The sequence below is a fragment of the Aquimarina agarilytica ZC1 genome (assembly GCF_000255455.1).
GTDB lineage: Bacteria > Bacteroidota > Bacteroidia > Flavobacteriales > Flavobacteriaceae > Aquimarina > Aquimarina agarilytica.
The window spans coordinates 125,466-145,918 of sequence record NZ_JH621246.1 but is presented as its reverse complement, the minus strand read 5'-3'; the positions used below and the strand labels follow the sequence as shown (position 1 = coordinate 145,918).

General features: G+C 33.1%; 17 protein-coding genes. 8 read left to right on the top strand and 9 right to left on the bottom strand.

All coding sequences use genetic code 11. The features are described from left to right. Positions 1-249 precede the first annotated feature (249 nt). Positions 250-1,398, top strand: a complete 1,149-nt coding sequence (galK, locus tag KQA_RS0200620; RefSeq protein ID WP_010177231.1) for a galactokinase — start codon at positions 250-252, stop codon at positions 1,396-1,398. Positions 1,399-1,405: 7 nt separating this feature from the next. Continuing rightward, on the top strand, positions 1,406-2,452 hold the full coding sequence (locus KQA_RS0200615) for a UDP-glucose--hexose-1-phosphate uridylyltransferase (RefSeq protein ID WP_010177230.1): 1,047 nt from the start codon (positions 1,406-1,408) through the stop codon (positions 2,450-2,452). A 168-nt stretch (positions 2,453-2,620) separates the two neighbouring features. On the opposite strand, the gene KQA_RS18210 is transcribed toward KQA_RS0200615, so the two are convergent. The 3 genes from KQA_RS18210 to KQA_RS0200595 form a co-directional block, all read right to left on the bottom strand. Continuing rightward, entirely contained in the window at positions 2,621-5,428 is a 2,808-nt protein-coding gene (locus tag KQA_RS18210; protein ID WP_010177229.1) for a glycoside hydrolase family 9 protein, read from the bottom strand. Between the two features lie 278 nt (positions 5,429-5,706). Next, the gene (locus KQA_RS0200600) at positions 5,707-6,630 is read right to left on the bottom strand and encodes a GYDIA family GHMP kinase (protein ID WP_010177228.1); all 924 of its coding nucleotides are present in this window, start codon (positions 6,628-6,630) and stop codon (positions 5,707-5,709) included. After that, positions 6,630-7,946, bottom strand: coding sequence for a hydroxymethylglutaryl-CoA reductase, degradative (locus tag KQA_RS0200595; protein ID WP_010177227.1), 1,317 nt, complete (start codon positions 7,944-7,946; stop codon positions 6,630-6,632). Before KQA_RS0200595 ends, KQA_RS0200600 begins: the two co-directional genes overlap by 1 nt. Positions 7,947-8,405: 459 nt before the next feature. On the opposite strand from KQA_RS0200595, the gene KQA_RS0200590 reads away from it, so the two are divergent. Together KQA_RS0200590 and KQA_RS0200585 are read left to right on the top strand one after the other, a co-directional pair. Continuing rightward, positions 8,406-9,989, top strand: a complete 1,584-nt coding sequence (locus KQA_RS0200590; RefSeq protein WP_010177226.1) for a peptide MFS transporter — start codon at positions 8,406-8,408, stop codon at positions 9,987-9,989. Positions 9,990-10,038: 49 nt separating this feature from the next. Further along, positions 10,039-10,578 (top strand): thioredoxin family protein, encoded by a 540-nt coding sequence (locus tag KQA_RS0200585; protein WP_010177225.1) that lies wholly within the window; start codon positions 10,039-10,041, stop codon positions 10,576-10,578. Here the strand turns inward: KQA_RS0200585 and KQA_RS0200580 are convergent. The 4 genes from KQA_RS0200580 to KQA_RS0200565 form a co-directional block, all read right to left on the bottom strand. Continuing rightward, the gene (locus KQA_RS0200580; protein ID WP_010177224.1) at positions 10,568-12,595 is read right to left on the bottom strand and encodes a ComEC/Rec2 family competence protein; all 2,028 of its coding nucleotides are present in this window, start codon (positions 12,593-12,595) and stop codon (positions 10,568-10,570) included. The two genes, KQA_RS0200585 and KQA_RS0200580, sit on opposite strands and share 11 nt — an antisense overlap. Before the next feature lie 87 nt (positions 12,596-12,682). Beyond that, positions 12,683-13,264, bottom strand: coding sequence for a nicotinate (nicotinamide) nucleotide adenylyltransferase (nadD, locus tag KQA_RS0200575; protein ID WP_010177223.1), 582 nt, complete (start codon positions 13,262-13,264; stop codon positions 12,683-12,685). A 30-nt stretch (positions 13,265-13,294) separates the two neighbouring features. Then, complete coding sequence (gmk, locus tag KQA_RS0200570; protein WP_010177222.1) at positions 13,295-13,864, bottom strand: guanylate kinase; 570 nt, start codon at positions 13,862-13,864, stop codon at positions 13,295-13,297. Further along, positions 13,864-14,721, bottom strand: a complete 858-nt coding sequence (locus KQA_RS0200565; RefSeq protein ID WP_010177221.1) for a YicC/YloC family endoribonuclease — start codon at positions 14,719-14,721, stop codon at positions 13,864-13,866. The genes gmk and KQA_RS0200565 overlap by 1 nt, the downstream gene beginning before the upstream one ends. A gap of 253 nt (positions 14,722-14,974) precedes the next feature. Here KQA_RS0200565 and KQA_RS0200555 point away from each other — a divergent pair, with 253 nt between their 5' ends. Next, a complete protein-coding gene (locus KQA_RS0200555) occupies positions 14,975-15,481 on the top strand; it encodes an acyl-CoA thioesterase (protein WP_010177220.1) in 507 nt (168 codons plus the stop codon). A 36-nt stretch (positions 15,482-15,517) separates the two neighbouring features. On the opposite strand, the gene KQA_RS0200550 is transcribed toward KQA_RS0200555, so the two are convergent. Further along, the gene (locus tag KQA_RS0200550; RefSeq protein WP_010177219.1) at positions 15,518-16,399 is read right to left on the bottom strand and encodes a DMT family transporter; all 882 of its coding nucleotides are present in this window, start codon (positions 16,397-16,399) and stop codon (positions 15,518-15,520) included. Between the two features lie 6 nt (positions 16,400-16,405). Further along, positions 16,406-16,765: an arsenate reductase family protein gene (locus tag KQA_RS0200545; RefSeq protein WP_010177218.1), complete on the bottom strand. Its 360-nt coding sequence runs from the start codon at positions 16,763-16,765 to the stop codon at positions 16,406-16,408. A gap of 85 nt (positions 16,766-16,850) precedes the next feature. Between KQA_RS0200545 and KQA_RS0200540 the strand changes: the two genes are divergently transcribed. From KQA_RS0200540 to recO, 3 genes are read left to right on the top strand one after another with little or no spacing between them, the layout of a single operon-like run. After that, the gene (locus KQA_RS0200540) at positions 16,851-17,318 is read left to right on the top strand and encodes a DinB family protein (protein WP_010177217.1); all 468 of its coding nucleotides are present in this window, start codon (positions 16,851-16,853) and stop codon (positions 17,316-17,318) included. A gap of 45 nt (positions 17,319-17,363) precedes the next feature. Then, a complete protein-coding gene (gene porZ, locus KQA_RS0200535; RefSeq protein ID WP_010177216.1) occupies positions 17,364-19,733 on the top strand; it encodes a type IX secretion system anionic LPS delivery protein PorZ in 2,370 nt (789 codons plus the stop codon). Further along, positions 19,733-20,452: a DNA repair protein RecO gene (gene recO, locus KQA_RS0200530; RefSeq protein ID WP_010177215.1), complete on the top strand. Its 720-nt coding sequence runs from the start codon at positions 19,733-19,735 to the stop codon at positions 20,450-20,452. The genes porZ and recO overlap by 1 nt, the downstream gene beginning before the upstream one ends. The last annotated feature ends 1 nt before the right edge of the window (position 20,453 follow it).

Here is a 20,453-nt window from a genome sequence, read left to right as displayed (position 1 = left end):
ATAAAATATAGTCTTTAAAAATCATTTTAGTTCAACTCATTCTACACAAGTTGTTTCATGTTCTATGCTCTTATACGCTATATATGTATATGCTATTTACTATATTTGTGGCAAATTTTTAACAATCATTAAGGAGTTGGTTTTTTTATTGCTGTTCTAAGCATAATGTACTTCAGTTTTATAATGCCTGTTCGAAGTTTGAAATAGTATTAAGGCTTATTTATAAATAGAGATTCAATAATAGTAACTATGACAGATAGTGTACACAAAGAATTTGTGGATTCCTTTAAAACGGAATTGAAAGTAGCTTCCCCGGGTAGGATTAATCTTATTGGAGAGCATACAGATTATAATAAAGGTTTTGTTTTGCCAACTGCAATTGATAAACACATCATTTTCCAATTTCAAAAGAATAACACACCAGATACTTGTAATGTATACAGTGCTACATTTGATAAAATGATGTCATTTAATTTAAATGAAGTGGCACCGAGTGATAAAGAGTGGGAAAATTACATTTTAGGTGTAGTAAGTCAAATTCAGTTACGGGATAAACAAATAGCCGGTTTTGATTGTATTATTGAAAGCTATTTGCCTATGGGATCTGGTATAAGTTCCTCCGCAGCTTTGGAATGTGGCTTAGCGTTTGGTTTGAATCAAATTTTTAATTTAGGTCTTGAAAAAATTGATTTAGTAAAAATAGGTCAAAAAGCAGAGCACACTTATGTAGGAACACAGTGTGGAATAATGGATCAATTTGCTTCTGTAATGAGCGAAAAGGGTCATGTAATTTTATTGGACTGCGATAGTATTGCACATCAGATGATTCCTGCTGATTTTGGTGATTACCAAGTCTTGTTATTGAATACCAACGTATCGCATAACTTAGCGGATAGTGCGTATAATACTCGTGTGGCTGAGTGCGCATCTGTGGTAAAGGCTATTGCAAAAAATAATCCAGAAGTTACTTCATTGCGCGAAGCTACTTTTGAAATGTTGGCGGCTGTCAAATCGGAAATTACTCCGATAGCTTTTAAAAGAGCTACTTATGTTTTAGAAGAAAATGCCCGTGTTGAAAAAGCAGTAAAAGCCTTAAAGGAAAAAGATTTAACTACTTTTGGGGAATTAATGTATGGGTCACATAATGGTTTACAAAACGATTATGAGGTGAGTTGTGAAGAATTAGATTTTTTAGCAGCATTTTCTAAAAATTACGATCAAGTGCTTGGAGCGCGAATGATGGGTGGTGGTTTTGGTGGATGTACCATTAACTTAATTCATAAAGATGGAGTGGCCGAATTTGTAGCAGATGCTACCAAAGCATATAAAGAAAAATTCAATATAGACTTAACGTCATTTACGGCAGTTCCTAGTCAAGGTACAGCAATAATAAATTAATTTAAGCATGAGTAATATAGATTTTAATGAAAGTCCTCATCGTAGGTTAAATGTCCTTACGGGAGAATGGGTTTTGGTGTCACCACATAGAACGAAAAGACCTTGGCAGGGTAAAAATGAAGAGCCTGCTAAATTATCATCGACTACCTATGATGAAAATTGTTATTTATGTCCTACAAATGAACGTGCAGGTGGGGCTGTAAATCCTGATTATAAAGAACCTTTTGCTTTTACAAACGATTTTGCTGCATTGTTGCAAGGAGTGCCAAGTGAAAAATATAACGAAGGTTTATTGAAAGCGGAAACCGAAACAGGGATTTGTAAAGTGATCTGTTTTTCACCAAACCATGCATTGACTTTGCCTTTAATGGAGGCTGTTGATATTGAAAAGGTAATTAGTTTATGGCAAAAAGAATTTGCTGAATTAGGAGCAAATGATGATATTAACTATGTACAGATATTTGAAAATAAAGGGGGTATTATGGGGTGTAGTAACCCGCATCCTCATGGTCAAATATGGGCACAACGTTCTATTCCAGAAGAAATAAAAAAGAAAAGTACTCAGTTTTTAAATTACTGGAATGATAACAATAAGTCCTTGTTGGAGGCGTATTTGGATCAAGAATTAGCTGCAGATGAACGTGTATTAGTTGAAAATGAATACTTTGTTGCATTAGTACCATATTGGGCAATATGGCCATATGAAACGATGATTATGCCTCGTAAAAAGCATGCGACTATTTCAACATTATCTGATGCAGAGAAAAAGAGTTATGCTGAAATTATAAAGGTGTTAACTACTAAATATGATAACATTTTTAAAACATCGTTTCCATATTCAGCGGGAATCCACCAAGCCCCAACAGATGGGGAGGACCACCCAGAATGGCATATGCATATGAGTTTTTATCCACCGTTATTACGTTCGGCAACAGTGAAAAAATTTATGGTAGGTTATGAGATGTTTGCAAATCCGCAGCGTGATATTACAGCCGAGCAAGCAGCAGATAAAATTAAATCACAAAGTGACATACATTATAGTAAGGAGTTGTAGTTAAAACAAATTCTTTTAATATATAAAAGCCACCTCTTTTACAGAGAGTGGCTTTTTTGTTTAGTTATGTTTTGTGTTATGATTTCTAAGAATTAAAAAGCCGAACAACTATTTTTTTTTTTAGTTATTCGGCTTTTTATAATGCTTGATGAATTGTGAAATTAATTTTTAACGATTCACTATAATTTTTTCAATCCCTACAGATCCATCTTCTTTTTGAATGTGTATTAAGTACATTCCGTTAGTTAGGTTAGAAAGTGATGTGGTAAATTCATCAGAATCAATTTCGGTACTTTCAACTACAGAACCATTAATGCTGTATATAGTAAGTTGAGCCTTATTTATATCTCCATTAATATGTAATTGATCAACAACTGGGTTTGGATATAGTCCAATATTTAAAGCGCTAAATGTTTCATTAGATAGTGTTGGTTTTTCTCCACAAACAGGAACTTCACTACTATTGCTGAAATAGATAGTTGCTTCTTTAGTTTTTGAAACTAATACCAAGTTTCCTTCATCAACAGAAACCCAATAGTCGTCATCTAAACCTGTAAATCCACTAGATGTAATAGAAATACTTGGATTAATATCCTTAAAGTTTTGAGTTACTTTTGCTGATAAATCAACATAATGCCCAGGGTTTCCGTCGCTTGTGCTTAAAGCAAAACCATATAACCCATTGTTCTCTAAATTCCAATTTATCGTAAATGCAGTAACATTGTCTAAACTAGGTCCATCATCTCCTATGACATGAACATTTGAGAAATTTTTGTTTTCAATAGATGGTAATGAAGTTGCGCGAGGTGTGTCAAATGAACAGCTGCGTTCTCCAAATGCATTCACAGTAATTTCTTTTTCGGCAGTAGCCCCAGTGGAGTCTGTTATGGTTAGTTTTACTGTGTATTCGCCTTCAGTTTCAAAAGTAGTACTTGCTTCTTTCGTTGAGGCAGTTTTACCATTTCCAAAATCCCAACTATATGTTAATCCTTTTCCTTCGGGATCATTAGATTTAGATGCGTTAACCTTAGCTGTAAATGGAGCAATACCAGATACTTTATCAATAGTGAATCCGGCGGCTAATACGCTAGAGCCTGCAGGTTCATCACCATTAGCTAATTTACCATCGCTGTAAATAGAAACTTTGTCAAATTCAGTTACTATACCTGTTAAACCTTCGTATGATGGGTCGTTCGATGGATCCCAAGCTGTTGCAGGTGCAGAGGCAGGTACCTCGATACGTACTTGAATTTCTCTACGGTATTGACTTGCGCCACCAGGGAAAGGCATTTTGTCTGCGTCAACTTCAACCTCTACATAGTATATGTTGTTAGTGACATCCCATTCTTGTAAGCCTCCAGTAGCTTTTCCAGCTCCTCGTGATGTGATTGTATAATCATCAGGGCTTAAGCCAGCATCAATACCTTCTGTTATATCAACAAAGTAACGTGCAGAAAGTGAATTTGGAATACGCGCAGGCCATCCAGATCGGTTGTTTAACCAAATAGCTAATTCTGTGTAGCGACTAGATTCTCCATTAATTTTAACTTCATTAACAAATTCAACTCCGGGTTCTTCTGGTTGAGGGAAGTTATCCAGTTCTGTTCCGCCAAATTCCATTACCATACGGGCAACCACACCTTGGAAACAAGCGTTGTAATCAGTAGCAACTTCGTTGGCAATAAAATCAGTCCTATCATCAACAAATGTGTCATCTGGACTAGAAGGTCCCCCCATTAAGGCTCCATACAAGGTGTGTCTAGATTCTTCAGGCACTTTTGGGCTTCTGGACCAACTTGAGTGTTGTCCTCGGTGGTGAGGTTTGTTTGGAGGGTTTTTTCCAAAACCCGTTACAAAACTTCTGTCTAATGGATTATCACCTAAAATATAATTGATTTGATTTACGGCAAAATCATGATAAGTACTTTTTTTAGACGTGGCAACATTGTCACTATAAATAAGTGCAGTTAATGAAGCGTTCATGGAATGTCTAAAAGATCCCCATTGTGTAAGGTGAGCTTGTCCTCCTGGAGAATAGCTAATTCCACCTCCCTTTTGCCAGAAATCCAAGTGTTTTTCGGCATCTGCGATATACTTATCTTTACCAGTAATGATACTTAAAAGTACCATATTTCCATAAGATTTATCATCCCAAACTAAACTCCAAAGAAAATCTGGTTCGCTGTATTCCTTTTCAGCTTTTTCTAAGTAATTTTTATCTCCTGTGGCTTTGTATAACCACAATGCTCCCCATGCTAGCTCATCTTGATATCCGTTAGAAGAATATGTTCCTGAAGCAGGAATATTTCCGTCCTCATTGTATATTCCTCGGTACGTATCCCCAAATTCATATAATTCTTTTGCGTGTTGCAACAAGGTGGCACTGTAAGCAGGATCAACAGTTTTAAACATAATACTCGCCGATGCTAATGCGGCAGCCGTTTCGCATGCTACTTCCGTACCTGGTGCTGTTGTACTTAGTTTATAGGCCATACGTTGTCCATACATTGGGTGTTCATCAACCATTTCGGCTGGCATCCAAAAGTTATGATCTTGTGATTTACTATCGGCAACTTGTGCGTAAAATTCATTTGGACTAGGGTGGCATTTTATAAAATAATCAGTTACCCATTTAATATTTCTTAAAAATATGTCAGTTTGGTTAGCTTTGTCATAACCTTCTTTGTATTCCAGAAAACCCCAGTTTAAGGCAGTTACAGAAAATGCCATAGGGAAGCCAAATTTAATATGGTCTCCTGCATCATTCCAACCACCGGTAAGGTCTAAACCAACATCTTTTCCGTCATTTACACCAGAATTTGATCTCCAGTCTATACGGTTCCAGTCGGGCAATACCCCAGATTGCTGTGTTTCGTAAAAAAGTAGTGATTTTTGGAGTACTTCTCCATAATTGTATTGTGCGTAACTGCCAATACTTGTAATCAAAGAAATTGCTAGTAAACTTATTTTTTTCATGCTCAATGTTTAGGAACATAAAAATAAAACTCAAAGCTAAAATAGGTGTTTTTTTAAAAGAACGAATAGCCTTACTCGTTTATGTGTTTTTTGTCGGTTTATTTTACCTTGAATATATGTAAATAGCTGATTTTTAGTTGTTAATTTTTTTTATTGGTATTTTTTTTGTTTGAACTTTGTGTTTTTTTGTCGTGTAAAATAGTTTTTTAAAGATTTGGAAAATTGATAAAAAGCGAGTGTGCTTTTATAAGTATTAAGCTTGGCTAGCAAGACTATAATTAAAGGATCATTTCTGAAAAAGGAATTATAGTTGTATATCCCTTTTGGGAGAAGTAAGACATGTCATTTTTTGTGCCTGTTACTAATACAAAATCGCCACCCCAACCGCCTAAACTTTTTACTACACCAGTGTAGTCATGAAATCGATCCTGCTTTACAGTAGTTGTTTTTAATATGGAGGCAATTAAATTTTCGTGATTAGTGATAAGGTTTTTAAATAGTTCTAAGTCTTGACATAGGGCTATTTGTTCGGTGATCGTATTAATTTTTGTAACGATCGAAGCTAGATTTTCTGTAGATAGGTTACGGTAGTTTTTTATAGCTTCTTTACTATCTTTTTTTTCTTCTAAATAAATAAAAAAAAGTGAGGATGCAAACGTAGGATTAAATGTGGTGAAGCTTACATTAGGTTGGTATTTGTTATTTGTAAGTTGATAGAAGATAGGAGTGTTTGCAGATGCACAAGCAATATCATATCCGCTACCGCCAAAACTTTTGTGTAATAGTTCATATGGGTTAATAGTTGCCCATTGGGCAATATTATTAATTAAGGTAGAAGAAGTTCCTAGCCCCCATAAACGTTCGAATGTAAGGTGGGTTTCTATGTGGTAACCCTTGGTTTTATTTAAAAAAGAGGGATTTGCATGTAAGGCTTCCCAAAGAATTTTAAATAAAGTAGTATCAAATTTAGAATCCCCTTTTGGAGCAGTATGACTAAAAAAATGATGTGTCGAAATTTTTGTGGTATACCATGTCTGGTTATGGCAGTCAAAGCTTTTCCATTCTATTATGCCCGAATCATTTTCTGTAATGACTAATGATTGTCCTTTTTTAGTAGGGATAGCCAATGCTTTGGCGCCATCTAAAACTACATATTCTCCGGTAAGGAGTAATTTTCCATTGCTATAAAAGGTCTGCTTCATTAGGCTCTTAGTAATGCTAATTGTTTAATCACTTCGCTATGTGTTACCGTGTTTTTGGTGAAAAACTGTACTATTTTTTGTTTTTCTTCTGCGGTAGCGTGATGTTGATTTAATATGTTTAATAGGTGCATTTTCATGTGTCCTTTTTGAATTCCTGTAGTAATTAAGGAATTTACAGCACCAAAATTTTGCGCTAAACCAGCCACAGCAATAATTTCCATGAGTTGTTTTGCATTAGGTTTTTCCAGTAATTCTAAGGCTAATTTCACCATAGGGTGTAGGCTAGTTAATCCACCTATGGTACCTATAGCTAAAGGAATTTCAATGTAGTAAGTGAAGACATCATTGGTAATGTGTGCGTGAGTTAAACTGCTATAACTTCCATTTTTTGCAGCATAGGCATGTGCGCTAGCTTCAATGGCTCTAAAATCATTTCCAGTGGCAATAACAACGGCATCAATGCCATTCATAATGCCTTTGTTATGAGTTACGGCACGGTAAGGTTCTTTTTCGGCGATATTAATGGCTCTTACAAATTTTTCGGCATATTCGAGCGATGATAAATTTTCAGTGTTAGGCAATTCACTGACTTTGCACGAAACTTCTGCTTTAACCACGCAGTTAGGAACGTAGTTAGAAAGAATACTCATAATGATTTCAATATTCTTTTCTGCATCCGAAAAATCATCGTATTCCAGAGCTTCGATTTGTAATACTTCGGCAAATTTTTCTAAACAAGTATTTATAAAATTGGCTCCCATAGCATCTACAGTTTCAAAGGTGCAATGCAGTTGGTAGTAATTTGCTAATTCTTGGGTTTTGTCCCTAAGTTGAATATCTAAAAGTCCACCTCCACGTTTTTTCATGTTGGCTTCAATAGGTGTAATGGCAGCAATTAATTTTGATTTAATTGATTTAAAAAAAGAATTTAGATGTTCTTTTTTGCCAGAAAAACTAAAATGAACTTGTCCAATTTTTTCAGTGTTAATTACGGTGGCTTTAAATCCACCTCGTTTGTTCCAAAATTTAGCTGCATTACTAGCAGCAGCAACTACAGAGCTTTCCTCAATAGTCATTGGAATGGTATAACGTTTATTATTAATTGTAAAGTTGGGGGCTATACTAAAAGGGAGGTAAAAGTTACTTAGGGTATTTTCGGCAAATTCATCATGCAACTGTTGAAGCTGTTCGTTGGCATTCCAATAGTTGTGCAGTGTTTGTTTTGCTTTTTCGGTATTTTGGAAATGGTTAGCTACTAACCAGTCAATTTTTTGATGTTTATTTAGTTTTGAAAATCCAGTAACTTCAGGAGTCATAAATAATAGTTTAATAGAGCAAATATAGTTTAATACCAAATGATATTAATTATAAGTTGACATAGACTAGGGAAACTTGTTTCCGTTATTTTAGGTATATTTTTTTAGATAAAGTTGCCTACATAACAATTATGAGAGGATAATAAAAGAAAATAAATTTAACTTTTTTCTGTTTGATTTAAGTTGCAATTGATTTTAAATAGGATGAAATGGATGTAAGTTGTTTAAAAATTTTAATAATTAAAATATTTATGAAATTTGTCAGTTTATGGATTTAAAAATTTTAAGCTCATTTTTTTTATTAATTTAAATGCTTTGTAAAAAAAATATAAAGTATATTTTTTTTGATATTATTAATTCTTTTTTTCATAAAACGATATTAGGATAACATAATTTTATGATTTCGCATAGTTGTATTTCGTAATTTGACCCTATTGAAAAAAATAAAATTTATATTATATGCTATACGGCGGATCAGAAGTAAATCAAAAACTTGTTTTAGGGCATCCATCTGGATTATTTGTAATGTTTTTTACCGAAATGTGGGAGCGCTTTTCCTATTATGGTATGCGGGCATTATTGGTGTTGTTTTTAGTAACCTCGGTGATTGATAATGGTTGGGGTTGGGAAAGAGGAGAGGCTTTGGTTTTATATGGTTGGTATACAGGCTTGGTGTATTTAACACCAATGTTAGGTGGTTTTGTAGCAGATAAATTTTTAGGTTTTAAAAAAGCAGTGGTTTTAGGTGCTTTTTTAATGACATTGGGTCATGCGTCAATGGCTTTGGAGGTGTTTTCGAATGTGTTCTTTTTTATGGGGCTAGGTTTGATAATATTAGGAAATGGTTTTTTTAAGCCAAATATTGCTTCTATAGTAGGGCAATTATATACTAAGGTGCCTGAAAAAAGAGATGCAGGTTTTACCATTTTTTATATGGGGGTGAACGCAGGCGCTTTTTTAGGAATATTATTATGTGGCTATATAGGAGAAAAGGTGGGCTGGCATTACGGTTTTAGCTTAGCAGGTATTTTTATGTTTTTTGGAATGCTTCAATTTTATTTTGCTCAAGGTATTTTTGGTAAAATTGGTGAGTTTAATAAAGATATTGAGGATGTAGATGATGCGGTTGAAGATGCCATAGATGAGGTTAAAGAAGATGTTGAGGAAGTGATTGAAAAAATAAGTAAATCTAAAGTGGTAAAAGATAGGTTGGTTGTTATTGGGATTTTTACCTTTTTTACCATCTTTTTTTGGTGGGCATTTGAACAAGCGGGTGGTTCAATGACTGTATTTGCAAAAGATTATACAAATAGAGTATTAGAAGGTGGGGGTGCCTTAACATTTAAAGTATTCAATACGATATTAACTGTTGTGCCCATGATGATTATTACATGGGTGTTATCGTTGCTTTTTAGGCAAACTTTTTCAAAATACGCCTTGTCTAATATTTTACTAGGAACAAGTTTTGTAATAGTTTGGGGGTTTGTGATTTGGATGCTTATCAGAGAGTTTTCGAATGAAGTTACCGAGGTGCCTGCATCTTGGTTTAGTATTTTAAATTCATTTTATATTATAGTATTTGCGCCTTTTTTCTCAAAAATATGGGAGAGTAAGTATAATCCAACGGGGCCTGTTAAATTTGCAATAGGACTTATTTTATTGGGTATTGGTTTTGCAGTGTTATCATTCGGATCAATGAATATTCCTTTAAATGCAAAGTCGGCTTCGGTAAGCATGGTATTTTTGGTGTTGGCTTATTTTTTCCATACCATGGGCGAACTTTGTGTTTCACCAGTAGGAACATCATACGTTAGTAAGCTAGCGCCTATTAAGTTTTTAGGTTTAATGTTTGGTGTGTGGTATTTTTCTAGTTTTATAGCGAATTTAATGGCAGGTATTACAGGGAGTTATTTAGACCCAATTGTAGAGAGTTATGGGATGAGTTTCTTTTTTATGATTTTTACCATAATTCCTTGTGTTGCAGGTCTTACAATGTTGGTCTTAAATAAAACAATTATTAAATTAATGCATGGTATTCGATAAATTCGTAATTTAGGAATAGTTATTGAGACTAATAACTAAATTCGTTTTTATGAAAAAAATACTTTTTATAACTTGTTCGTTACTAGTTTCCATGTCATTCGCACAGGAAATTAAATGGATGAGTATGCAGGATGCCTTAGATGCTCAATCGGAAAATCCCAAAAAAATATTTATGGATGTATACACCGATTGGTGTGGTCCCTGTAAATTATTGGATAAAAAAACATTTCGTAATCCAGATGTAGTAAAATATGTGAATGAGCATTTTTATGCTGTAAAATTTGATGCCGAAGGGAATGATGAGTTTACTTACCAAGGTAATAAATTTTCTAATCCAGATTATGTAGCAGGAAAAAGAGGAAGAAAACCAAGTCATATTTTTGCAAGGTCATTACGGATTTCCGGATACCCAAGTATGGTATTTTTTGATGAAAAAAGTAATTTGATTTTTCCAGTAACGGGTTTTCATACGCCTCAACAGTTAGAGATATTTTTAAAGTTAATCCAATCGGATGATTATAAACAAGTAACAAGTCAAAAAATGTTTAAGGCCTATGAAAAGAATTTTGTGGGTACATTTAAAGGCTAAGTAACTTAGTTGTTAGATTTAGGCTTCCCTTTTGAGAGCTATCATAAAAAGCTACTTGTTTTAATAAGCAAGTAGCTTTCCATTTTTGTACTAGATTTTTATAATTATGAGTTGTTGCAATAACTAGTTTTGGTGTTTGATTAGCTAGTAAGCGTTCTAGGTTAATTTTAGGGGAATCAGTTAAAATAAGTATCGTATTTTCAATAGTATTTGGTAAACTATTTTTGTGATTAATAATATGGATGGTCTGATCATTATAGGTATAACTGTTTTTTAGTTTGTGAAAATGACCTGTTGAATGCAAGTTGCCTTCTATTGGAGAAATAATATATTTTTTATCCTTATCCGTAAGTGTGTTTTTTGAATAGACGTTGATTTGATTTGGGCTTATTTCGCTAATTATAGTATTTGTATAGTGACTATGTAGCCATAATTCATTTTTAAATAAAGAAGATGCTTTTTCGTAAAAAATAATTCCTATTGCAATTAATGTTACAGGGAAGCTCCATTGGTAAATTAGCTTAGGTTTTTTGTAGGAGTAGAATAACAATGCTATTGTGGCATAAGCAAATATCAATGTTGAAGCTTGTATGTATAGTTCGGTAAAAAGAAAGTTTTTTTGTTGAGAAACCCAATGAATGTAGTTGTATATAGTTGTAATAAAATAGTTGTAGCTTTCTGTGATAAAAAATGGAATAGTCCCTAGTGAGCTCCAAATAACAATGGCAATAGCACTTATGAGTACTATAGTTATAATTAGCATAATTGGAATATTTGCTATTAAAAATAAGCCCGGGAATTGATGAAAATAATAAATACTCAAGGGAAGAAGCCCTATTTGGGCGCAAGTACTGATGCTTATTATTTCCCATATTTTACGAATGAGCCACTTTTTTGGGGACCAAAGAGCTAATAATTTTGGGGTGCCAATAATAATAGAACCTACGGCAATAACACTTAATTGAAAGCCTACTGAGAATAACGTATATGGATCAAAAAGGTTCAATATAAAAATACTTACAAATAGTGAATTTAGGGGGTGTTGTTTTCGCATTAGTAAACGCGAAAACTCAAAACAACTAAACATAGTTGTAGCTCGAATTGCAGATGGACTTGCTCCAGAAAACCAAGCGAACAACCATAAGAAGGATATAATAACCAATGATTTAAATACGGTATTTGCCAAAAATTGATGGAAGACAGCGATGAATAGTAAATAGATGATACCAATATGTAAGCCAGAAATGGCAAGAACATGAATAACACCGGCGTTTGCAAAGTCGACATTAAGTTGTTTGTTCATTTCAGATTTGTTTCCTAATACTAAAGCAGCAGTGAGTTGAAGCGTGTTGGAGTGTAATTTTTGTTTTTTTAAGTTGATTTCAAGATGTTTCTTTAGTGTGTTTATTAAATTATTCAGTGGATTAGCTAGTGACTCGATTTGTTTTAATTCTGTGGGTTTAGCCCAAAATTGATGCGTTATACGTTGGGTATTTAAATAGGTTGTATAGTCAAAACTATAAGGATTATGATGCTTTTTTAAACGGGAGAGTTTGCCAAAGTAAACAAAACTGTCGCCTTTATAAAAAGCTACTTTTGTCGAATCTTTTTTTACTGTGAGTAAGGCATTGCCGATTACTTTATGTTTGTTAATGGTATGAATAGTTACGTTGAATTTTTGATACGTATCTGAAGTATTAAATTTTTTTAAGATTGTGAAAATTAATTCTTGAGTACCTTTAGCGGTTTTTTGATGAATCAGATGTTTTTTTTGATATTTGGGAAGTGTGATTTGATAACGGATAGCGCCTAAACCTATAAATAAAAGACTGGAGATACTTATAAAAAATACGTGATTATGCTTATTAAAAAACACAGTTAATAGGATTAATCCAATAACATATAAAGCTATTGCAGGAATTAGAATAGTATTTTGTCGCGAAGCGCAAAATATTCCTAAAACAAAGGCACTGCAAACAATCCAAAAGGGAAGGTTTTTTGGTGTATGGACTTTCAATGTGTAAAATACTTAAAGTTGGTTGCTCTAATGTACTTATAAAATGCTTTTATTTAGTGTTTTGTGTTGTAGGAATTATGGAAATTCTTATTTGTAAAAATTCATAACATCTATATAGCTCCAAACTGTACTAGGTAGTAAGGGCTGAATGTTTTTTTGATCTTTTATGGCTTTCCGAATAAAAGTTGACGATATTTCCATGATAGGAGCAGTGACTAAGCTAATTTTAGGGTGGTTTATAAATTTTTCAGGAATGCTTCCTTTTGAAATTCTGGGGTAAACGTATAACTGGTAGTTTTCTAAAATAGTCTCATAATTTTTCCATTTATGAAAACTTTTTAAATTATCAGCTCCCATTATTAAGCAGAATGCTTTGTTGGGATAACGTTCTTCTAAATGGGCAAGAGTAAAAACAGTGTAATTAGGTTGAGGTAATTTAAATTCAATGTCGCTTGGATGGATATTCGAATAGTTTTCGGTGGCTTTATATACCATTTCTAAGCGGTGGTGATTGTCCAGTAATGAACTTTTCTTTTTAAATGGATTATGTGGAGTAACGACCATCCATACTTCATCTAGATCGGAAAATTCTACCATATGATTAGCTATGGTTAAATGGCCAATATGGATAGGATTAAATGTGCCAAAATACAATCCGATTTTTTTCATAGGTAAAGCTTTCTTTAACTGTGGAGGGAATTATTTTAAAAATTTAGAGACTAATTGAAAAGCTTCCTGCTTAGCAAGCTCCAAGTTGTCATTGGTAATAATGGCATCAAATTCAGGGGCTACAGCAAGTTCTTCGTCAGCTTTGGCTAAACGCATTTGTATTTTTTCCTCCGTTTCTGTCCCTCTTCCGCGCAAGCGCTTTTCAAGTTCAGTTTTATTGGGTGGTTTTACAAAAATAGATAATGTTTCGTCTGGGAATTGCTTTTCTATATTTAAGCCTCCAATGACGTCTATATCAAAAATTACAGCTTTTCCTGTATTCCAAATACGCTCGACTTCACTTTTTAGCGTGCCATAAAAATTATCGGTATACACTTCTTCAAATTCTAAAAACTCATCATTGTTAATTTTGTTTTTAAATTCGTTTATGGATAAAAAATAATAATCCTTACCATCAACTTCTTCGCCTCTGGGTAACCTAGAGGTAGCCGAAATAGAAAATTCTAATGCTAAATTAGTTTCGTTTAAAAGGTGTTGAACAATCGTTGTTTTACCACTGCCCGATGGTGCTGAAAAAACAATAAGTTTACCTTTACCCATTACAATACATTTAAAAGTTGTTCCTTAATTTTTTCAAGTTCATCTTTCATTTGAACAACAAGTTGCTGCATAGGGGCATAATTGGACTTACTTCCAATAGTGTTAATTTCACGACCGATTTCCTGAGATATAAAGCCTAATTTTTTTCCGTTAGATTCCTCTGAAGCTAAATTTTCGGTAAAATAATCTAAGTGATTTGCTAAACGAACTTTTTCTTCGGTGATGTCAAATTTTTCAATATAGTAGACAAGTTCTTGCTCAAAGCGATTTTCATCATATTTTTCTTTAAGTTCAACAACCCCTTTTTGCAAGCGTATTTTTACATTTTCAATACGTTCGGGGTCAATGGTGATTACTTTTTCAAGAAGTGATCGGATGGATTTGATTCTTAATTTAAAGTCATTTTCCAGTACTTCTCCTTCTGTTTTTCGATAATTAAGAATTTCTTTAATTGCCTCGGCAAGAAGATTCTCTATAATTTTAAATTCAGCTTCGTCAATTTCTTCACGTTCAGTTTTTAGAGTGTCGGGCAAACGAATGGCCATTTCTAATAATTGACTTTCGCTGGCGTTTGAAATCTCGGCAAGTTCCTGTATGTATTTTTTTACGACAGGTGCATTAATGCTTGAGCTGGAGTTTTCTCCAGTAACTTCAGTAAATAAACTAAAGTCAATTTTTCCTCGAGTTAATGCTTTGGCTATGGTATTACGTAAAATAAGTTCTTTTTCACGATACTGATTAGGCATTCGGGCATTAAGATCTAGGTTTTTACTGTTCAAAGATTTTAACTCAATGCTAATTTTTTTGTTTTCTAATTGAATCACAGCTTTTCCAAAGCCAGTCATAGAATGTATCATTCGTAGTAAATTGTATAAGTAGCAAAGATACAGAAATATGGTATTTGTAAGTGTTTTTTCAATTCGAGTTATTTTAAATCCAATTTTTGCATTAGAAAGTTTATTCCGTATTGGAATCCTTGCAAAATCAATTGTTTCGCTGTGCTTTTGGATAGGTTATATTTTGTAAGAAAAGTACTCTACTTAAGTAATTATATTTTTAACGTTTTTAACTTAAATTGTGTTGCTAAACTAAATATATAAAAGTAAGACTATGTTTTTAAATAAAATAGATATTCGTTGGAGTGATCTAGATCCTAATCAGCACTTAGCAAATTCGGCTTACATGAATTTTATGAGTGCTACTCGAATGGTATATATGGGTAAACAAGGTATTGGTTATAATGATTTGAAAAAGCATGGGGTAGGTCCTGTAGTACTTAGAGAAGAGGTGCATTATTTTAAAGAAGTATTTCCAGGTAAGCCGGTATATGTGAGTCAGGAAGTTTTTGCATTGAGTGAAGAAGGTACTTTTTATAAAATACGACATAACTTTTATGATGATCAGGGAGGTAATTTTGCTCGTGGTGAAATGATGGGTACCTGGTTAGACATGAAAACTAGAAAGATTATTGCGCCACCCGTAGAAATTTATGAACCTTTAATGGGCAAGAATCGTTCTGAAGATTTTAAAGTTTTAACCAAAGAAGAAACACGTTTGGTAAATGTGCAACCGGCAGATATTGATTTGGTAAACGAGTTAGATTGGTTTGGGAATTAGTGTGTATAAAGTAATTAGTGGATAGGCTTTAATTTTTTAATGTTTTTTACTTACTAGATATACCCCTATAAAAATTAAGATGGAGGCTATAACTTTAACGAAGTCAATAGTATCGCTTCCTAAGCTAACTGCAATTAGAGTAGTTAAAAAGGGTTGAAAATAAATGAAAACAGCCACTGTGGTTGGTTTTAAAATTTTTATGGCATATATGTTTAAAAGGTATGTGCCAAAGGTTACAAAAACAACCACATAAGCAATGCTTAAATAACCCGATATTGGAATTTCAGAAAATGGCATTTCCAATACCTGTTTTAATCCAAAAGGCAGCACCATTAGTATTCCTAAAAGATACATCCATTTAATAAAAGTAAATGGATGATAAATTTGTGTTAGTTTTTTTACAATAACAAGGTAACAAGCAAATGAAGCGGCATTAATAAAAATTAAAAAATTACCTAAAGCAGGGTTTGGGGCAGTTGTGGCATTTCCTTTGCCATAAATAATCATTAATAAGGTGCCCGATAAGCCTATGAGTAGTCCTAAAATACGATGCCATTGTAGTTTTTCTTTTAGGAATATTACAGCGAGCAATAACGTAATCATTGGAGCGGTAACCATCATTACCGCAGCATTAATGGGGGTTGTTAAGTTTAAACCATAAAAAAAAGCGAGCATATTAAGTGCCATTCCAAAAAATGCTGCTCCTAAAATACGAGGATAATGTTTAGGCGCAATTTTTTCCTTGGGACCCAACAAGCCAACAAGCCAAAATAATAGTCCAGCACCAGTAACCCTAAATAAAATAAATCCAAAAGGTTTAATGTAGTGCGGCATTACATTTTTGGCAATACTAAAATTAGCAGCATAAAATAGCGCTACAAATGAAGCGGCGATCAAAGCAAGTTGACGTTGATTCATTTAGCGTTATAAGTTTTCTAAGTAGGTTTTAGCAGCTTCTATTGTTTTTTTTGCGTTTCCTATAAAATAGTGGTCGTCTACTTGTATTATAGGGCGCTTTAAAAATGAATAGTGTTCTAAAATTAACTTTTTACAATCGTCCTCAGTTAATAGTTGTTCTTTTAAATTTCGTTCACGGTATAAAACAGAGCGACGGTTTAGTAAACTTTCAAAGCTTCCGCTGAATGCTTGGAGTTTATTTAATTCCGTTTCAGTAATAGGCTGTTCTTTTACATTTTGAAGCTCGAAACTTTCAGTTAAATTAAGCTCTTTAATGATGCGTTTACAGGTGCTACAAGTAGCTAAATGATATACTTTTTTAATCATTGATAAGGTGTTAGAAATCTTTAAGTGCAAAGGAAAATGAAATCAACCAGAAAAAGCATATTTTTGACTTAAAATAAACCAAAAAATGGAAAATTTAAAAAGAGCCTTAGAAATTACGAAAGTCAGTAGGAAAGTTCATTTTAAAATACTAGATCATTACACCTTAGAACAGTTAAATTTTGTACCCGAAGGTTTTAAGAATAATTTATTTTGGAATATAGCACATATAGTAGTTACTCAACAATTATTAGTATATCGATTAAGTGGTTTAGATACTGTTGTGGATGAGGAGTGGATTGAATTATATCGAAAAGGTTCAAGTACAAAAAGAGATGCAACAGAAAAAGAATTAGAAGAGTTAAAAGTATTGCTTTTTGCAACAATAGATGACACTGAGAAAGCAATTGAAGAAGGCTTATTTAAAAATTATGAAGCCTATATGACCAGTACTGGTTTTGAGTTAAAGAATGTAAATGATGCTTTTGAGTTCAATAATTTTCATGAAGGAATTCATTTGGGGTATATTTTAGCTTTGAAAAAAGCGATTTCATAAAAATAATATAGATATCTTTTATAAGTTATATAGTAAAATAATACTATGGTTGTTTCAAAAAAGTATGTGTTTTTATTAATAGGGTTACTAAATACATTAGTATTAGTTGCTCAAGATTTTACCGGAAATTGGAAGTCCCATTTTGCTTATGTTGATTTTGTTGATATGGTTGTTGCTGGAGATCGAATGTATGTAGCGTCAGCTAACACCTTGTTTGTGCATGATTCCGAAACGAATACGAATACAGAATACACTACTGTTGAAGGCTTATCGGGAGAAGATATTTCAACGTTGTATTACAGTGCGGAAAGAGCATTGATTATTATAGGGTATAAAAATGGATTAGTAGAGATTGTTGACGAAGTGTCTGGGAAAGTGACCTCATTAGTCGATATTCAAAATAAGTTAGGACTTCCTCCTGTTAGTGTAAAAGTAAATGATTTTTTTGAAGATGAAAATTTGTTATATATAGCTACAGGTTTTGGTGTTGTGGTTTTTAATTTAGAAGCAAATTTATTTGGCGATACATTTTTTATTAGTGACTCATCGGCTGTAGTAAGTGATGTGGTAAGCGTGGCAGTTTTAAATGATACTGTTTTTGCAAGTATAGCGGGTCGCGGTACGTTTTTAGGAAATAAAACTGACGAAAATTTAATAGAGTTTACAAGTTGGACTGAAATTCAAAATGATGTTTTTAGCGATATTCAATTGTTTTCAGGAAAAGCGATAGCTCATAATGAAGCAAAATCAATTTATGAGTTTGATGGAGTGACTTTTAAGTCAGTATATACAGAAACAAGTGATATTAAGGATTTCGAGGTTGATCAATCATTTTTGACGGTGACTTTATCTGATAAAGTGCTTCGATTAACAAGTGACTTTGTGTTAGATAAAGAAATCGAATATGAGGATGCTACTTTAGTAAATAAAGTGACACATTCGGTTTTTTTAGATGAAGAGGTGTATTATACACATCAAGGAATAGGCTTTATAAAAACTTTGAATCAAAAATTTCAGGATAATGATACAGTTAGTCCAGCAGGGCCACTGTTAAATAATATTTTTTCTCTGGATGCCTTTGATGGTGATTTGTGGATGGTATATGGGAGTGTAACTTCTTTTTTTAGGCCTCAAAGTAAAAGACTAGGTGTCAGTAGATTAAGAGGAGGTGATTGGGTTAGTTTGCCATGGAGTATGTTTAATGTTGATGGCGCTTTAAATGATATTTCGGTACTTTCAAGTATAAAAATGAATAAGCAGAATAAAGAACAAGTATTTGTTGGAAGCTTTAGAAGAGGTGGGATTTATGAAATAAATAATGCAGCTACTGTTGAGTTATTTAATAATACAAATAGTAACGTATTGAATAGCCCTGTTAGTCCAGTTTTTATAAGTGCTTTTACATTTGATTTTGATTCAAACAATGAACTGTGGTTTTTTAACGGTGAATTGAGAGAGGGGGCGATAAAAAGATTTAGGAAAGATGTTAATGCGGTTGATTCTGAAAACTCTATAACTATAAATGCTAGTTTTATCCAACAATCAGAAAGTATATCACGATATAATGTTAGTGAGATGATTTTTGATGAAGAGGATAATTTATATATGGCTAGTGTAACAAGTGGTATTTTGGCATATCAAAAGAGATTAGGCAGAGATGTTATTGTATCGTTGCCAGGTGAATCATTGGAATTATCGTTTGCAAATTCCAAAGCTTTAGCTTTGGATTTAAATGGAGATTTATGGTTGGGAGCAACTGCGGGTTTAAGAATTGTTGAAAACCCCGAGCGTATGTTTGATTCTGGAAATAACATTAAAGGAGAACCTATAATAATAGAAGATGAAGAAGCAGGGGGAATACCTCAAGAATTGTTTTTTCAGCAATCAATATCGGATATTAAAGTTGATGCTAATAATAATAAATGGATAGCTGTAAGTGGAGGAGGGGTATTTTATTTGTCACCAGATGGGCAAGAAGTATTGCTAAATTTTACTAAAGACAATTCTCCATTACCTTCAAATATTGTAAACGATATTGCTATAGATGAATCTACGGGGGTGGTGTTTTTTGCCACGGATAAAGGTCTAATGGAGTATAATGGAGGAGTGACAGTTGCTCAAGAAAATTTTGAGAAATTTAAAATTTATCCCAACCCAGTCCGACCAGAACACACAAATGTAAGTGTTAAGATACAAGGCTTAACTGTTGGAGCGAATGTTAAAATTACAGACATAGAAGGTAATTTAGTTTACGAGGTTCAAAATGAAACATTTGGAGGTCAGAGTAGCGGAGAGGTAGCATGGGATACAAGATCTTTTAGTGGTAAAAAAGTAGCTTCAGGAGTGTATTTAGTTTTAGTCACAGGAAAGGAAGGGGAACAGACAACCATTGGTAAATTACTTATTGTGCGTTAATGTTAATTAAAACAGAAGCTATTGTAGTCCATTCTATAAGATATGGAGAGGCAGATTTGATTGTTAAGTTATATACAAAGCAAAAAGGGGTAGTTTCTTATTTGGTTAGAGGTGTGCTGAAATCAAGAAAAGGAAAACTAAAACCATCATTGTTTTTACCTTTTTCAATTTTAAATATTGATGCTAATTATAAGTCAAATAATTCATTACAGCGAATAATAGATGCGAAATTAATAACTCATTTTAAAACATTACATGAATCTATATTAAAAGGAGGGTTGATTTCTTTTTTAGCAGAAATTTTATCAAATGTTTTGATTGAAAATGAGTCAGATGAAGGGATTTATGATTTTATAAAGAAGTCATTATTATGGTTGGATTCTAATGATGAAGTTGCTTTGTTTCATGTGTTTTTTTTACTGAAACTTACTCATTTTTTAGGCTGTTCTCCCGATATATCAAATATTGAATTGAATCAGTTTAGTTTAGAAGAGGCTTGCTTTACTGTAGGAGATAAAAGTGGATATGCTATTGACGGAGAATTGTTAATTGCATTTAAATTACTTTTAGGCATAAAATTTGATGATCTAAAAGGAGTCTCATTACCAAAAAGCATTAGAAAACAATTACTGGATAAAGTATTACTTTATTATAGTTTTCATGTGCCTGGATTTAAAAAAACAAAATCCTTATCGGTGTTAGAAGCTCTTTTTAATTAGC

What these genes read in the sequence shown, in the direction of transcription:
- galK (WP_010177231.1), top strand. Translation starts at nt 250, where the DNA reads ATGACAGATAGTGTACACAAAGAATTTGTGGATTCCTTTAAAACGGAA.
- KQA_RS0200615 (WP_010177230.1), top strand. Translation starts at nt 1,406, where the DNA reads ATGAGTAATATAGATTTTAATGAAAGTCCTCATCGTAGGTTAAATGTC.
- KQA_RS18210 (WP_010177229.1), bottom strand. Translation starts at nt 5,428, where the DNA reads ATGAAAAAAATAAGTTTACTAGCAATTTCTTTGATTACAAGTATTGGC.
- KQA_RS0200600 (WP_010177228.1), bottom strand. Translation starts at nt 6,630, where the DNA reads ATGAAGCAGACCTTTTATAGCAATGGAAAATTACTCCTTACCGGAGAA.
- KQA_RS0200595 (WP_010177227.1), bottom strand. Translation starts at nt 7,946, where the DNA reads ATGACTCCTGAAGTTACTGGATTTTCAAAACTAAATAAACATCAAAAA.
- KQA_RS0200590 (WP_010177226.1), top strand. Translation starts at nt 8,406, where the DNA reads ATGCTATACGGCGGATCAGAAGTAAATCAAAAACTTGTTTTAGGGCAT.
- KQA_RS0200585 (WP_010177225.1), top strand. Translation starts at nt 10,039, where the DNA reads ATGAAAAAAATACTTTTTATAACTTGTTCGTTACTAGTTTCCATGTCA.
- nadD (WP_010177223.1), bottom strand. Translation starts at nt 13,264, where the DNA reads ATGAAAAAAATCGGATTGTATTTTGGCACATTTAATCCTATCCATATT.
- gmk (WP_010177222.1), bottom strand. Translation starts at nt 13,864, where the DNA reads ATGGGTAAAGGTAAACTTATTGTTTTTTCAGCACCATCGGGCAGTGGT.
- KQA_RS0200565 (WP_010177221.1), bottom strand. Translation starts at nt 14,721, where the DNA reads ATGATACATTCTATGACTGGCTTTGGAAAAGCTGTGATTCAATTAGAA.
- KQA_RS0200555 (WP_010177220.1), top strand. Translation starts at nt 14,975, where the DNA reads ATGTTTTTAAATAAAATAGATATTCGTTGGAGTGATCTAGATCCTAAT.
- KQA_RS0200550 (WP_010177219.1), bottom strand. Translation starts at nt 16,399, where the DNA reads ATGAATCAACGTCAACTTGCTTTGATCGCCGCTTCATTTGTAGCGCTA.
- KQA_RS0200545 (WP_010177218.1), bottom strand. Translation starts at nt 16,765, where the DNA reads ATGATTAAAAAAGTATATCATTTAGCTACTTGTAGCACCTGTAAACGC.
- KQA_RS0200540 (WP_010177217.1), top strand. Translation starts at nt 16,851, where the DNA reads ATGGAAAATTTAAAAAGAGCCTTAGAAATTACGAAAGTCAGTAGGAAA.
- porZ (WP_010177216.1), top strand. Translation starts at nt 17,364, where the DNA reads ATGGTTGTTTCAAAAAAGTATGTGTTTTTATTAATAGGGTTACTAAAT.
- recO (WP_010177215.1), top strand. Translation starts at nt 19,733, where the DNA reads ATGTTAATTAAAACAGAAGCTATTGTAGTCCATTCTATAAGATATGGA.